The sequence below is a fragment of the Streptomyces sp. NPDC057697 genome (assembly GCF_042799335.1).
Taxonomy (GTDB): domain Bacteria; phylum Actinomycetota; class Actinomycetes; order Streptomycetales; family Streptomycetaceae; genus Streptomyces.
The window spans coordinates 131040-145056 of the sequence record NZ_JBHVJA010000011.1 but is presented as its reverse complement, the minus strand read 5'-3'; the positions used below and the strand labels follow the sequence as shown (position 1 = coordinate 145056).

Genomic DNA, 14017 nt, shown 5'->3' with positions numbered 1-14017 from the left:
GCTCCTCCGTGTCGGGGGCCGGCGCCGGGCGCGCGGCGGTGCGCTCAGCCGCAGAGCGGCGCGCGATGGCAGCAGTACGCCAGCGTGCCCAGCAGCAGCCGGGCCTGCGGCGGGGCGGCCGCCGTGTCCAGGACCGGCGGGCGCAGCCACCGGACCGGGCCCCGGCCGCCCTCGTCGGACGGCGGGGCGGTGATGTGGCAGCCGGGCCCCAGCGCCCGCAGATCCAGCCCCGCGTCGTCCCAGCCCATCCGGTACAGCAGCTCCGGGAGCTCGGCGGCGGCCCCCGGGGCCACGAAGAACTGGGCCCGCCCGGCCGGGGTCACCGCGACCGGGCCGAGCGGCAGCCCCATCCGCTCCATCCGCACCAGGGCCCGGCGCCCGGCCGCCTCGGCGACATCGAGGACGTCGAAGACGCGGCCCACCGGCAGCAGCATCGAGGCGCCGGGCACCTGGGCCCAGGTGTCGGCCGCCGCGTCGAGCGTGGCCCCCGCGGGGACCTCGGGGGCGAAGTCCAGCGGATGGGCGCCGGGGGAGGCGCAGTCCGCCCTTCCGCACGAGCAGCGGCCCGCCGCGGCCCGCGCACCCGGCGCGACGGCCCACCCCCACAGTCCGGTGTACTCGGCCACTGCCGTGCACTCGGCCGCACGGCCGCGGCGCCGTGAGCCGGTGCGCATCTCTCGGATGCCGCCGATCGTGAAGCCCATGCCCCCTCCAACGGGTCCGGCTCGCCGGTGGTTACGACGTGTGCGGGAGACGTGAGCGGGAGTCGTGACACTCCGCCGTCGCCGTCGCTCCGGAGTGCGCCGGTTGCATTCGGAGCGCGCGGAATCGTTCACGCGCTCCGGTCCGCGTCACTGCGCCCCCCGGTGATCGTCATGTGTCAAGTGAATCGCGCTCCACGGGGGTGGCGTTCATTCGAAGGGGTGGCGAATGGTGGCGTTTCCGTAAGCACCCTGGCCCCAGGGGTGATCGTAGGATTACCGTCGGTACACGAACCATGGAAGTATGTGCGCCCATGGGTATGCCGGAGGCAACCCGATTTCCTGTTCGATGGTGCGCACCCTCCGCATGGGCGGCATCGGCTCAGGGCATTCTGGTAATGGTTCGCGCGACAGGTATGCAGCGGGATGGGGGCGTTCCAGTGAGTGGCAGCGGCGCAGGCGATTCGAATGCCGGTAAGCGCCCCAACGGGCAATTGAGCTCATGGTTCGTGCGAAGCGGCTGGTCGAAGGGCGAGCTCGCCCGCCAGGTGAACCGCCGGGCGCGGCAGATGGGTGCCCACCACATCAGCACCGACACCTCCCGGGTGCGGCGCTGGCTCGACGGCGAGCAGCCGCGCGAGCCGATCCCGCGCATCCTCTCCGAGCTCTTCTCGGAGCGCTTCGGCGCCGTCGTCGCCATCGAGGACCTCGGGCTGCGCGCCGCGCACCAGTCCCCGTCCGTGGCCGGGGTCGACCTGCCCTGGGCGGGACCGCAGACCGTCGCGCTGCTCAGCGAGTTCTCCCGCAGCGACCTGATGCTCGCCCGGCGCGGATTCCTCGGCTCCTCGCTCGCCCTGGCCGCCGGCCCCGCGCTCATCGAGCCCATGCAGCGCTGGCTGGTGCCCGTCGCCGCCGCCGGTTCCGTCGGCCCGGCCGAACCGGCGGCCGCCTCGCACCGCCCCTCCCGCCTCTCCGGCCCCGAGCTCGACCTCCTGGAGTCCACCACCGCGATGTTCCGCCAGTGGGACGCGCAGTGCGGCGGCGGGCTGCGCCGCAAGGCCGTCGTCGGGCAGCTCCACGAGGTCACCGACCTGCTCCAGGAGCCGCAGCCGGAGGCCACCGCCAAGCGGCTCTTCCGGTGCGCCGCCGAGCTGGCCGAGCTGGCGGGCTGGATGAGCTACGACGTCGGCCTCCAGCCCACCGCCCAGAAGTACTTCGTCCTCGCGCTGCACGCCGCCAAGGAGGCCGGTGACAAACCGCTGGGCTCGTACGTCCTGTCCAGCATGAGCCGCCAGATGATCCACCTCGGACGGCCCGACGACGCCCTCGAACTGATCCACCTCGCGCAGTACGGCAGCCGGGACTGCGCCACCCCGCGCACGCAGGCCATGCTGTACGCGATGGAGGCCCGCGCCTACGCCAACATGGGCCAGCCCAGCAAGTGCAAAAGAGCCGTCCGGATGGCCGAGGACACCTTCCTCGACGTGGGGATCGACGGCGAGCCCGAACCCGACTGGATCCGCTTCTTCACGGAGGCCGAGCTCAACGGCGAGAACTCCCACTCCTACCGCGATCTCGCCTATGTGGCCGGCCGCAGCCCCACGTACGCCTCGCTCGCCGAACCCCTGATGGAGAAGGCCGTCCAGCTCTTCGGAGAGGACGACGAGCACCAGCGGTCGTACGCGCTCAACCTGATCGGCCTGGCCACCGTCCATCTGCTCAAGCGCGAGCCCGAGGAATCCACGGTCCTGGCCGGACAGGCCCTGCGCGTCGCCAAGAAGATCCGCTCCGAGCGCGTCAACACCCGGCTCCGCAAGACCGTCGACACCGCCGCCAGGGACTTCGGGGACATCCCCGAAGTCGCCCGGCTCACCGACCTCCTCACCGAACAGCTGCCGGAGACCGCGGAAGCGGTCTGAGCAGCACCCCGGCCCCGGCCACGGCGACCACCCCGCACAGACCGACTTCGGCTCCCCCCATTGCCAGGTCAGCGGGTGGTCGGCGTGGCCGGTTCGCGTTGCCGCGCCGGTACGGAAGAGTCGGCACCGCACCGTATGCGGCCACCGCCGCGGGACGGGCCCGGCCCCGGTCGCGCCACCGGTGGTTCATGGCCGCGTAACACACCGGACCTCTTCGTCATCGCCGTGAAACACCGTGCGGCATCGGCGGAAACCGTGCTGGGCGAATCTCTAGCGCATAACCGGCCCGCACCTTTTCCCAGTGGTCCCGCACGTGGTGCCGCTCCCCCTCACCCGCACGCGGCCGCACCGACGACGAGGAGACGCCGATGCCCCCAGGCATCACGACGCTTGCCGCAGACACCCCGACACTGTCTGCCGCCAACACCGGGTTCATGCTGATCTGCTCCGCCCTGGTGATGCTCATGACCCCGGCCCTGGCCTTCTTCTACGGAGGCATGGTCCGCGTCAAGAGCACCCTCAACATGCTGATGATGAGCTTCATCAGCCTCGGGATCGTCACGGTCCTGTGGGTGCTCTACGGCTTCAGCCTCGCCTTCGGCTCCGACGTCGGCTCCGTCCTCGGCTGGAGCTCGGACTACCTGGGCCTCAGCGGGATCGGCGTCACCCAGCTCTGGGACGGCTACACGATCCCCGTCTACGTCTTCGCCGTCTTCCAGCTGATGTTCGCCGTGCTCACCCCGGCCCTGATCAGCGGAGCCCTCGCCGACCGGGTCAGATTCACCTCCTGGGCCCTGTTCATCACGCTCTGGGTCACCGTCGTCTACTTCCCCGTCGCCCACTGGGTCTGGGGCGCCGGGGGCTGGCTGTACGAGCTGGGGGTCATCGACTTCGCGGGCGGCACCGCCGTCCACATCAACGCCGGGGCGGCGGCGCTCGGCGTGATCCTCGTCATCGGCAGGCGCGTCGGCTTCAAGAAGGACCCGATGCGCCCGCACAGCCTGCCGCTCGTCATGCTCGGCGCCGGTCTGCTCTGGTTCGGCTGGTTCGGCTTCAACGCCGGCTCCTGGCTCGGCAACGACGACGGCGTCGGCGCGGTGATGTTCGTCAACACCCAGGTCGCCACCGCCGCCGCGATGCTCGCCTGGCTCGGCTACGAGAAGCTCCGCCACGGCTCCTTCACCACCCTCGGCGCGGCCTCCGGCGCGGTCGCCGGACTCGTCGCCATCACCCCGTCCGGCGGCGCGGTCAGCCCGCTCGGCGCCCTCGCGGTCGGCGCGATCGCCGGAGTACTGTGCGCCATGGCCGTCGGCCTGAAGTACCGGTTCGGCTACGACGACTCCCTGGACGTGGTCGGCGTCCACCTCGTCGGCGGCGTCGCCGGTTCCCTCCTCGTCGGCCTCTTCGCCACCGGCGGGGTCCAGTCCGACGCCAAGGGCCTCTTCTACGGCGGCGGCCTCGACCAGCTCGGCAAGCAGGCCGTCGGAGTCTTCGCCGTCCTCGCGTACTCTCTGGTCGTCTCCGCGGTCCTGGCCTTCCTCCTGGACCGGACGATCGGGATGCGGGTCACCGAGGACGACGAGATCTCCGGCATCGACCAGGGCGAACACGCCGAGACCGCGTACGACTTCAGCGGCGCGGGCGGCGGAGCGGCCCTGCGTACCGCAGGCTCCGCCCAGGGCAGCACGGCAGCAGCGAGGACCAAGAAGGTGGACGCATGAAGCTCATCACCGCAGTCGTGAAGCCGCACCGGCTGGACGAGATCAAGGAAGCCCTCCAGACCTTCGGCGTCCAGGGCCTCACGGTCACCGAGGCCAGCGGGTACGGACGTCAGCGCGGCCACACCGAGGTCTACCGGGGCGCCGAGTACACCGTCGACCTCGTACCCAAGATCCGTATCGAGATCCTGGCCGAGGACGAGGACTCCGACGAGCTCATCGACATCGTCGTGAAGGCCGCCCGCACCGGAAAGATCGGTGACGGCAAGGTCTGGAGCGTGCCCGTCGACACCGCCGTCCGGGTCCGGACCGGCGAACGCGGCCCGGACGCGCTCTGACCGAGGCCCCCGAACGAAAGGCAGCCGGGTGACGCGCACCGGAACGACCATCGAACCCGCAGACCCGGAACCCGGCGGCTACGCGGCGGCCCGGCTGCGCCTCCTCCAGGGGAAGGCGCGGTCCGGGCCGCCGCGCCGTGCGGCCCTCGCCTCGCTCACCGACGACTGGCTCACCGCGCTGTTCACCGCCGCCGCCCGGCAGACGGGCGTCCGCGGCGCCGCCCTCGTCGCCGTCGGCGGCTACGGACGCGGCGAACTCTCCCCGCGCAGCGACCTCGACCTGCTGCTCCTGCACGACGGGAACGCCGACCCGGCGGCGCTCGCCGCCCTCGCCGACCGCGTCTGGTACCCGGTCTGGGACCTGGGCCTCGCCCTCGACCACTCCGTACGCACCCCCGCCGAGGCCCGCCGGACGGCCGGCGAGGACCTCAAGGCACAGCTCGGACTGCTCGACGCCCGGCCCGTCGCCGGGGACCTCGGACTCGTCGCCGCGATGCGCACCGCGGTCCTCGCCGACTGGCGCAACCAGGCCCCCAAGCGCCTGCCCGCACTCCACGAGCTCTGCCGCGAGCGCGCCGAACGCCACGGCGAGCTGCGGTTCCTCCTCGAACCCGACCTCAAGGAGGCCCGCGGCGGACTCCGGGACGCCACCGCACTGCGCGCCGTCGCCGCCTCCTGGATCGCCGACGCCCCCCACGAAGGGCTCGCCGAGGCCCGCCGCGTCCTCCTCGACGCCCGTGACGCCCTCCACCTCACCACCGGCCGCGCCACCGACCGCCTCGCCCTCCAGGAACAGGACCAGGTCGCCGCGGAACTCGGCCTGCTCGACGGGGACGCCCTGCTCCGCCAGGTCTACGAGGCCGCCCGCACCCTCTCGTACGCCACCGACGTGACCTGGCGCGAGGTCGACCGCGTCCTGCGCGCCCGGTCCGCGCGCCCCCGGCTGCGCGCCCTGCTCGGCGGCGCCAGGACGGCCGCCCCGGAACGCAGCCCGCTCGCCGAGGGCGTCGTCGAGGCCGACGGCGAAGTGGTCCTCGCCCGCACCGCCCGCCCCGAACGCGACCCCGTGCTCGTGCTCCGCGCCGCCGCCGCGGCCGCCCAGGCCGACCTCCCCCTCTCCCGCCACGTCGTACGCCGGCTCGCCACCGCCGCGCCGCCGCTCCCGGTGCCATGGCCCGCCGAGGCCCGCGAGGAACTCGTCACCCTCCTCGGCGCGGGCGAGGCCACCGTTCCCGTCTGGGAGGCGCTGGAAGCCGAAGGGCTCATCACCCGGCTGCTCCCGGACTGGGAACGCGTCCACTGCCGCCCCCAGCGCAACCCCGTCCACACCTGGACCGTCGACCGCCACCTGGTCGAAGCGGCCGTCCGCGCCTCCGCCCTCACCCGGCGCGTCCACCGCCCCGACCTCCTCCTGGTCGCCGCGCTCCTGCACGACATCGGCAAGGGCTGGCCCGGCGACCACTCCGCCGCAGGCGAGGTCATCGCCCGGGACATGGCCGCCCGGATCGGCTACGACCAGCACGACGCGGACGTCGTCGCCACCCTCGTACGCCACCACCTGCTGCTCGTCGAGACCGCCACCCGGCGCGACCTCGACGACCCGGCGACCGTCCGCTCCGTCGCCACCGCCGTCGGGAGCGCCGCCACCCTGGAGCTGCTGCACGCGCTCACCGAGGCCGACGCCCTCGCCACCGGGCCCGCCGCCTGGTCCGCCTGGCGCGCGGCCCTCGTGGCCGACCTCGTGGGGCGCGTCGCCGCCGTCCTCGCCGGCCAGGCCCCCGAGGAACCGGAACCCACCGCGCCCGGCGCCGCACAGGAACGGCTCGCCGTCGAGGCCCTGCGCACCGGCGGACCCGTCCTCGCCCTGCACGCCCGGACCGAGGCCCCGGACGCGGACGGCGAACCGGAACCCGTCGGCGTCGAACTCCACATCGCCCTGCCCGACCGGCCCGGGGTGCTGCCCGCGGCGGCGGGCGTCCTCGCCCTGCACCGCCTCACCGTCCGCGCCGCCGACCTGCGCGCCGTGGAACTCCCCACCGAGCTGGGCGAGCCCGCGGACCTGCTGCTGCTCAGCTGGCGGGTGGCGGCCGAGTACGGTTCCCTGCCGCAGGCCACCCGGCTCCGCGCCGACCTCGTACGCGCCCTGGACGGCTCCCTGGACATCGCGGCCCGGCTCGCGGAGCGCGAGGCGGCCTACCCGCGCCGCCGCGGGGTGAAGGCCCCGCCGCCGAGGGTGACCGTCGCGGCGGCCGGTTCCCGGCTGGCCACCGTGATCGAGGTGCGGGCCCAGGACGCCCCCGGGCTGCTGCACCGCGTCGGCCGGGCGCTGGAACTGAGCGGCGTACGGGTGCGCAGCGCGCATGTGTCGACCCTGGGGGCGAACGCGGTGGACGCCTTCTACGTCACGGACGCGGACGGGAAGCCGCTGTCCGGGGAGCGGGCGCTCGCGGTGGCGGACGCGGTGGAGGCAGCGCTGCGGGCATGAGACACGGCAGGGCCCGGGTCCGGGATTTCCCGGGCAGGGGTCATCGTTTCTGCCGGGCCGGATACCCTGGGGTACCGAATCCACTTTGCCCCCGACCCTGAGGACCGACGAGCGCCGTGTTCGATACTCTCTCCGACCGCCTTGCCGCGACTTTCAAGAACCTCAGGGGCAAGGGCCGCTTGTCCGAGGCGGACATCGACGCCACGGCTCGCGAGATCCGTATCGCCCTGCTCGAAGCGGATGTGGCACTGCCCGTCGTCCGCGCCTTCATCGCCAACGTCAAGGAGCGGGCGCGCGGCGCCGAGGTCTCCCAGGCGCTGAACCCGGCCCAGCAGGTCGTCAAGATCGTCAACGAGGAGCTCGTCGGGATCCTCGGCGGTGAGACCCGGCGGCTGCGGTTCGCCAAGACCGCGCCCACCGTGATCATGCTCGCCGGTCTCCAGGGTGCCGGTAAGACCACCCTCGCCGGAAAGCTCGGCCTCTGGCTCAAGGGCCAGGGCCACTCCCCGCTGCTGGTCGCCTGCGACCTCCAGCGCCCCAACGCCGTCAACCAGCTGAGTGTCGTCGCCGACCGCGCCGGTGTCGCGGTGTACGCCCCCGAGCCGGGCAACGGCGTCGGCGACCCGGTCCAGGTCGCCAAGGACTCGATCGAGTACGCCCGCACCAAGCAGTTCGACGTCGTGGTCGTCGACACCGCGGGGCGCCTCGGTATCGACCAGGAGCTGATGCAGCAGGCCGCGGACATCCGCGACGCCGTCAGCCCCGACGAGATCCTCTTCGTCGTCGACGCGATGATCGGCCAGGACGCGGTCAACACCGCCGAGGCCTTCCGCGACGGCGTCGGCTTCGACGGCGTGGTCCTCTCCAAGCTCGACGGTGACGCCCGCGGTGGTGCGGCCCTGTCGATCGCCCATGTCACGGGCAAGCAGATCATGTTCGCGTCGAACGGCGAGAAGCTCGACGAGTTCGACGCCTTCCACCCCGACCGCATGGCGTCCCGGATCCTCGACATGGGTGACCTGCTCACCCTGATCGAGCAGGCGGAGAAGACCTTCAGCCAGGAAGAGGCCGCCAAAATGGCCTCCAAGCTGGCGTCCAGCAAGGGCAAGGACTTCACGCTCGACGACTTCCTGGCCCAGATGGAGCAGGTCAGGAAGATGGGCTCCATCTCCAAGCTGCTCGGCATGCTGCCCGGCATGGGGCAGATCAAGGACCAGATCAACAACATCGACGAGCGCGACGTGGACCGCACCGCCGCGATCATCAAGTCGATGACCCCGAAGGAGCGCGCCGAGCCGACGATCATCAACGGCTCGCGCCGGGCCCGTATCGCCAAGGGCTCCGGCGTCGAGGTCAGCGCGGTCAAGAACCTGGTGGAGCGGTTCTTCGAGGCCCGCAAGATGATGTCGAAGATGGCCCAGGGCGGCGGCATGCCGGGGATGCCCGGGATGCCGGGCATGGGCGGCGGCCCCGGCCGGCAGAAGAAGCAGGTCAAGCAGGCCAAGGGCAAGCGCAAGAGCGGCAACCCGATGAAGCGCAAGGCCGAGGAGCAGGCCGCGGCGGCCCGTCGTGAGCAGGCGGCGCAGGGCGGCGCCCTGGGCCTGCCCGCGGCGGACGACAAGAACTTCGAGCTGCCGGACGAGTTCAAGAAGTTCATGGGCTGAACCGGCCCCGTCCCCGTCGGGCCGTGACGGCCCGGTGAGCTCCCCGAGGGGGCGCCCGCTCTCCGGCGGGCGCCCCCTCGGGCGTGCGTACGGAACCACTGCCGTACGCCGTCCCCTCCAAGGGCCCATCCGGCAGATGCTGGCAGGGCTTTGCCCGCATTCCTCCCTTACTGTCGCTTCAACGGCTGTCGGCAGAGGAGCGCGCGTGACCAACCCCGTACCTCCCCGCGACCGGACCGATCAGCCCTGGCGCTCCGAGGGAGCCCCGCCGCCCCCCGCACCCGGCCGGAAGATGCCGGGAGGCTGGGGCGGGCTGCTGCTCACCGCGCTCGCCGTCTATCTGATCGCCAATCTGGTGCTCTCCTTCTTCAACGGGGAGGAGGAGCGGACGATCGCGTACACGGAGTTCAGCAAGCAGGTCACCTCGCGCAATGTCTCCAAGATCTACTCCAAGGGCGATGCCATCGAGGGGCAGCTCAAGAAGGAGGCGAAGGTCCCGGGGAGCGACGAGAAGTACACCAAGTTCGTCACCCAGCGGCCGGCCTTCGCGAACGACAACCTCTGGGCCGAACTGGTCAAGGACGATGTCACGGTCACCGCCGAGCCGGTCGTCCAGCAGCGCAGCTTCCTCGCCAACCTGCTGATCTCCCTCGCTCCCATGCTGCTGCTCGTCGTGCTCTGGGTGTTCATCGCCCGGCGTATGTCCAGGGGCATGGGCGGCGGCATGGGCGGATTCGGGCGCAAGGCCCCGCCCAAGCCCGTGGAGCTGGAGGGCGCCAAGCGCACCACCTTCAAGGACGTGGCCGGGATCGACGAGGTCGAGGGCGAACTCAACGATGTCGTGGACTTCCTGAAGAACCCGCGGGCGTACCGGAGGATGGGCGCCCGGATGCCCGGCGGAGTGCTGCTCGCGGGGCCGCCCGGCACCGGCAAGACCCTGCTGGCACGGGCCGTCGCCGGTGAGGCCGGAGTGCCGTTCTTCTCGGCGTCGGCCTCCGAGTTCATCGAGATGATCGTCGGCGTTGGAGCGAGCCGGGTCCGGGAGCTCTTCGCGGAGGCGCGCAAGGTCGCCCCCGCGATCGTCTTCATCGACGAGATCGACACCATCGGGCGGGCCCGGGGCGGCGGCTCGGGCATGGGCGGCCACGACGAGCGCGAGCAGACGCTCAACCAGATCCTCACCGAGATGGACGGCTTCTCCGGCTCGGAGGGCGTCGTCGTGCTCGCCGCCACCAACCGCGCCGACGTGCTCGACCCCGCCCTCACCCGGCCGGGCCGCTTCGACCGGATCGTCCAGGTCAGCCCGCCCGACAGGAACGGCCGGGAGGCCATCCTGGAGATCCACACCCGGCAGATCCCCCTCGCCGAGGACGTGAACCTGGCCCAGGTGGCCGGGACGACCCCCGGGATGACCGGCGCGGACCTCGCCAACCTGGCCAACGAGGCCGCGCTCCTGGCGGTCAAGCGCCGCCAGTCCGAGGTCACCCAGCCCGACTTCTCGGACGCGCTGGAGAAGGTCCAGCTGGGCGCGGAGCGCTCCCTGGTCATGTCCGACGAGGAACGCCGCAGGACCGCGTACCACGAGAGCGGCCACGCCCTGCTCGGCATGGTCCAGCCCGGCGCCGACCCGGTCCGCAAGGTCACCATCGTGCCGCGCGGCCGCGCCCTGGGCGTCACGCTCTCGACGCCGGACGCCGACAAGTACGCGTACACCGAGGAGTATCTGCGCGGCCGCATCGTCGGGGCGCTCGGCGGCATGGCGGCCGAACAGGTGGTCTTCGGCGTGATCACGACCGGCGCGGAGAGCGACCTGGAGCAGGTCACCCAGCTGGCCCGCGGGATGGTCGGCCGCTGGGGCATGAGCCACAAGGTGGGCAGGCTGACGGCGATCCCCGGCGACGCCCAGCAGGCGTACGGCCTCTCGGCGGCCCCCGCCACGCTCGACGCGGTCGACGGCGAGATGCGGCGGATCGTCGACGAGTGCTACGAGGTGGCCTGCCGCCTCCTGCGCGAGAACCGGGACCGGCTGGACTCGCTCTCCGCCGCCCTGCTGGCCAACGAGACGCTGGACGAGGCCGAGGCCTACCGGGCGGCGGGCATCACCCGCCTGTCCAAGTAGGGGAGCGGGGCCGCAGGCCGGACAGGGACGGGGCGGTCAGGTGGCGCAGACGAGATAGCGGAAGACGTTCGGCATCCAGACCGTGCCGTCCGGACGCCGGTGCGGATCGAGGGCCTGGGCGAGCTCCTTCTCCACCTGGGCCCGGTCCGTCGTCCGTACCGCCGCGTCGAAGAGCCGGGTGGAGAGCAGCCCCCGCACCGCGCTGTCCGTGTCCGCGTACCCGAACGGGCAGGCCACCCGCCCCGAACCGTCCGGATGCAGACCGGCCCGGAACGCCAGCTCCTCCAGGTCGTCCCGGCCCGCCGTCCGCCAGCCGCCGGTGCGCGGGGCCCGGTCCAGGCCGGAGAGCCGGTCCGCCACCCGCAGCACGGACGCCGTCGCACAGCGCTCCGGCGGACCCCAGCCGGTGAGCACCACGGCGCTGCCCCGCGCGGCCAGCGGCACCGCGGCCCGCACCTCGGCCACCAGCCCCTCGCCGTCGTCGGACGAACAGCCGATCGGGGTGAAGGCGGTGATCAGGTCGTACGGTGTGCCGTCGGGCGGCAGGGCGGCGGACGGACCGCCCTCCAGCAGCCTCGGCCGCCCGGCCGGGGGCCCCGCGTCGCCGTCCGGACCGGGCAGCAGCCGGGTCCGGGCGAGCGCCAGCCGTTCGAGGTCGGTGTCCACGCCGGTGACGCGGGCCCCGCGGGCGGCCGCGATCAGCAGTGCGAGACCGGAGCCGCAGCCCAGGGAGAGCAGCCGGGTGCCGGATCCCACTTCGAGCCGCGCGTACACCGCCTCGTACAGCGGTGCCAGCATCCGCTCCTGGATCTCGGCCCAGTCCCGGGCGCGGTCGCCCGGGGCCGTTCGGGTGGACGTCTCCGTGCGGCGGTGGTGCCGGACGAGCGTGCGTGTCATGGATAGCGCCCCAATCCGCCGAGAAGTCGGCCGTGTCCGATCGGTAGTGCCCGAGTGCGTACCCCCCGTTCAGGTGTCGCCCGCTTCCCCCGTATGTCAGAGAACCGCGCATCCGCGTCCGCGTCCAGGGGGCCGGGGGTGCGGTGCCGGCGTGGTGCGTCCGTGGGCAGGACCCGTGGCGCCGGGGCCCGTCACCCCGTGCGGTGGGCGATGTCGCCGTACGATGCGCGCCATGGCAAAGGCACCCGTTCTCACGCCCCAGGCCGAGGACTTTCCCCGCTGGTACCAGGATCTGATCAACAAGGCCGAACTCGCGGACAACGGCCCGGTGCGCGGCACCATGGTCATCCGGCCGTACGGATACAGCCTCTGGGAGCGGATGCAGCAGGAGCTGGATGCCCGGATCAAAAAGGCGGGCGCCCGCAACGCCTACTTCCCGCTCTTCATCCCCCAGTCTTACCTGACACGCGAGGCCGAGCACGTCGAGGGCTTCGCGCCGGAGCTCGCGCTGGTCACCCACGGCGGCGGGAAAGCGCTCGAAGAGCCCGTGGTGGTGCGGCCGACCTCCGAGACGATCATCAACGAGTACTTCTCGAAGTGGGTGCGGAGCTACCGTGATCTGCCGCTCCTGATCAACCAGTGGGCCAACGTCGTGCGCTGGGAGATGCGCCCGCGGGTCTTTCTCCGTACGACGGAGTTCCTCTGGCAGGAGGGCCACACCGCCCATGCCACCGACGAGGAGGCCCGGGAGTTCGCCGCGTACATCCACCGCGAGGTGTACGCCGACTTCATGGTCGGCGTGCTGGGCATCGATGTGGTCCTCGGCCGCAAGACCCCGGCCGAGCGGTTCGCCGGGGCCGTCAACACCCTCACGCTCGAAGCGATGATGCGGGACGGCAAGGCCCTCCAGATGGGGACGAGCCACGAGCTCGGCACCAACTTCGCCAGGGCCTTCCACACCTCCTACCTGTCCAGGGAGGGCAGACAGGAGCCCGTGCGGCAGACCTCCTGGGGCTCCTCGACCCGGATGGTCGGGGGCCTGATCATGGCGCACGGCGACGACCACGGGCTCCGGGTGCCGCCCCGGCTCGCGCCCGTGCAGGCGGTCGTCCTCGCGGTCAAGGAGGACGAGGCCGTCCGGGCCGAGGTCCGGACCCTGGGCGAACGGCTGTGCGCGGCGGGCATCAGGACCGAGACGGACGTCCGCACCGACATCCCGTTCGGCCGCCGCGCGGTCGACTGGGAGCTGAAGGGCGTGCCGGTGCGGATCGAGATCGGCCCGCGCGATCTGGCGGACGGCACCGCGATGCTGGCCCGGCGGGTGCCGGGCGGCAAGGAACCGGTCCCGGCCGAGGCCCTGCCCGGACTGCTCCCGGCGCTGCTGGAGGAGGACCAGGCGGCGTTGCTGCGGGAGTCCCGGAGCCGCCGCACGTCCGCCACCAGCGAGGTCACCACCGAGCGGGAGGCCGTGGAGGTGGCGGCCGCGGGCGGCTGGGCCCGGATCGCCTGGTCCGCCCTCGGCCCGGCGGGGGAGGCCCGGCTGGCCGGGCACGGGGTGTCCGTACGGTGCCTGGTGGCCGAGGACGGGTCGGTGCCGGACTCGGACGACGCGCCCGGTACTGTCGCCCTGGTGGCGCGCGCCTACTGACGGCCCGTCCGGCGCCCTGTGCGCCCCGGCGCGCAACGGCCGCACGCACGCCCGGCGTACGCGTCGCTACGTACCACCTTGGTGCGAGCTGTGCGGCTTCTCCGCAGTTCTGCGCACCCGCCCTCGTCGGGACGCATCAATGGCAACTGACTGGTACGTGCAAATTATTTGGGATGGCCCGGAATCGGAACACCGGGGCACTCGTGCTCGTTGTCACGACGTGAGCACGACACCACCTGTACTTGCCGCAGAGCTGGCGCAGGCGTGGGCCGACATTCAGCGGTACCACCCCGAGCTGCCGGATCTAGCCGCGCCCGAGTCCCTGATCGGAGAGTCCTCGTCCGCCTGCGGCGCCGAGCTCTCCTTCGAGCGACTGCTCCATGAGGCAGTCCACGGCATCGCCGCCGCGGGGGGGGTGGGCCGCCCCCCCCCCCCCCCCCCCCAACCCAAACCCACAATACACCCCAAAGCCGAGCAGCAGGGCCAAGACCCCCCCCACGAGACCCACCCCCCCCCCCGCGACTCGCA

9 protein-coding genes and 1 pseudogene are annotated in these 14017 nt (G+C 72.6%); 8 read left to right on the top strand and 2 right to left on the bottom strand.

The features are described from left to right. Positions 1-44 precede the first annotated feature (44 nt). Positions 45-704, bottom strand: a complete 660-nt coding sequence (locus tag ACFVFH_RS26230) for a bifunctional DNA primase/polymerase (RefSeq protein ID WP_383772936.1) — start codon at positions 702-704, stop codon at positions 45-47. 437 nt (positions 705-1141) lie between these two features. Between ACFVFH_RS26230 and ACFVFH_RS26225 the strand changes: the two genes are divergently transcribed. The 6 genes from ACFVFH_RS26225 to ftsH all read left to right on the top strand — a co-directional run bounded on the left by ACFVFH_RS26225 (position 1142) and on the right by ftsH (position 10944). After that, complete coding sequence (locus ACFVFH_RS26225; RefSeq protein ID WP_383772934.1) at positions 1142-2620, top strand: hypothetical protein; 1479 nt, start codon at positions 1142-1144, stop codon at positions 2618-2620. A 368-nt stretch (positions 2621-2988) separates the two neighbouring features. Then, on the top strand, positions 2989-4341 hold the full coding sequence (locus tag ACFVFH_RS26220; RefSeq protein ID WP_383772932.1) for an ammonium transporter: 1353 nt from the start codon (positions 2989-2991) through the stop codon (positions 4339-4341). Then, positions 4338-4676, top strand: coding sequence for a P-II family nitrogen regulator (locus ACFVFH_RS26215; RefSeq protein ID WP_383772930.1), 339 nt, complete (start codon positions 4338-4340; stop codon positions 4674-4676). Before ACFVFH_RS26220 ends, ACFVFH_RS26215 begins: the two co-directional genes overlap by 4 nt. A gap of 28 nt (positions 4677-4704) precedes the next feature. Further along, positions 4705-7161 carry a [protein-PII] uridylyltransferase gene (locus tag ACFVFH_RS26210; protein ID WP_383772928.1) on the top strand — a complete coding sequence of 819 codons (2457 nt, stop codon included), beginning with the start codon at positions 4705-4707 and terminating at the stop codon, positions 7159-7161. A 116-nt stretch (positions 7162-7277) separates the two neighbouring features. Next, complete coding sequence (gene ffh / locus ACFVFH_RS26205) at positions 7278-8825, top strand: signal recognition particle protein (RefSeq protein ID WP_383772926.1); 1548 nt, start codon at positions 7278-7280, stop codon at positions 8823-8825. Positions 8826-9030: 205 nt separating this feature from the next. Further along, positions 9031-10944, top strand: a complete 1914-nt coding sequence (ftsH, locus tag ACFVFH_RS26200) for an ATP-dependent zinc metalloprotease FtsH (protein WP_383772923.1) — start codon at positions 9031-9033, stop codon at positions 10942-10944. Between the two features lie 36 nt (positions 10945-10980). Here ftsH and ACFVFH_RS26195 read toward each other — a convergent pair whose 3' ends face one another. Beyond that, positions 10981-11841: a class I SAM-dependent methyltransferase gene (locus tag ACFVFH_RS26195; RefSeq protein WP_383772921.1), complete on the bottom strand. Its 861-nt coding sequence runs from the start codon at positions 11839-11841 to the stop codon at positions 10981-10983. Between the two features lie 232 nt (positions 11842-12073). On the opposite strand from ACFVFH_RS26195, the gene proS reads away from it, so the two are divergent. After that, positions 12074-13489 (top strand): proline--tRNA ligase, encoded by a 1416-nt coding sequence (gene proS, locus ACFVFH_RS26190; protein WP_383772919.1) that lies wholly within the window; start codon positions 12074-12076, stop codon positions 13487-13489. A gap of 220 nt (positions 13490-13709) precedes the next feature. Then, positions 13710-14017: pseudogene (locus ACFVFH_RS26185) on the top strand (hypothetical protein); the annotation flags it as partial.

Coding starts and splice junctions, on each gene's coding strand:
- ACFVFH_RS26215 (WP_383772930.1), top strand. CDS start 4,338: ATGAAGCTCATCACCGCAGTCGTGAAGCCGCACCGGCTGGACGAGATC.
- ACFVFH_RS26195 (WP_383772921.1), bottom strand. CDS start 11,841: ATGACACGCACGCTCGTCCGGCACCACCGCCGCACGGAGACGTCCACC.
- ACFVFH_RS26230 (WP_383772936.1), bottom strand. CDS start 704: ATGGGCTTCACGATCGGCGGCATCCGAGAGATGCGCACCGGCTCACGG.
- ACFVFH_RS26220 (WP_383772932.1), top strand. CDS start 2,989: ATGCCCCCAGGCATCACGACGCTTGCCGCAGACACCCCGACACTGTCT.
- proS (WP_383772919.1), top strand. CDS start 12,074: ATGGCAAAGGCACCCGTTCTCACGCCCCAGGCCGAGGACTTTCCCCGC.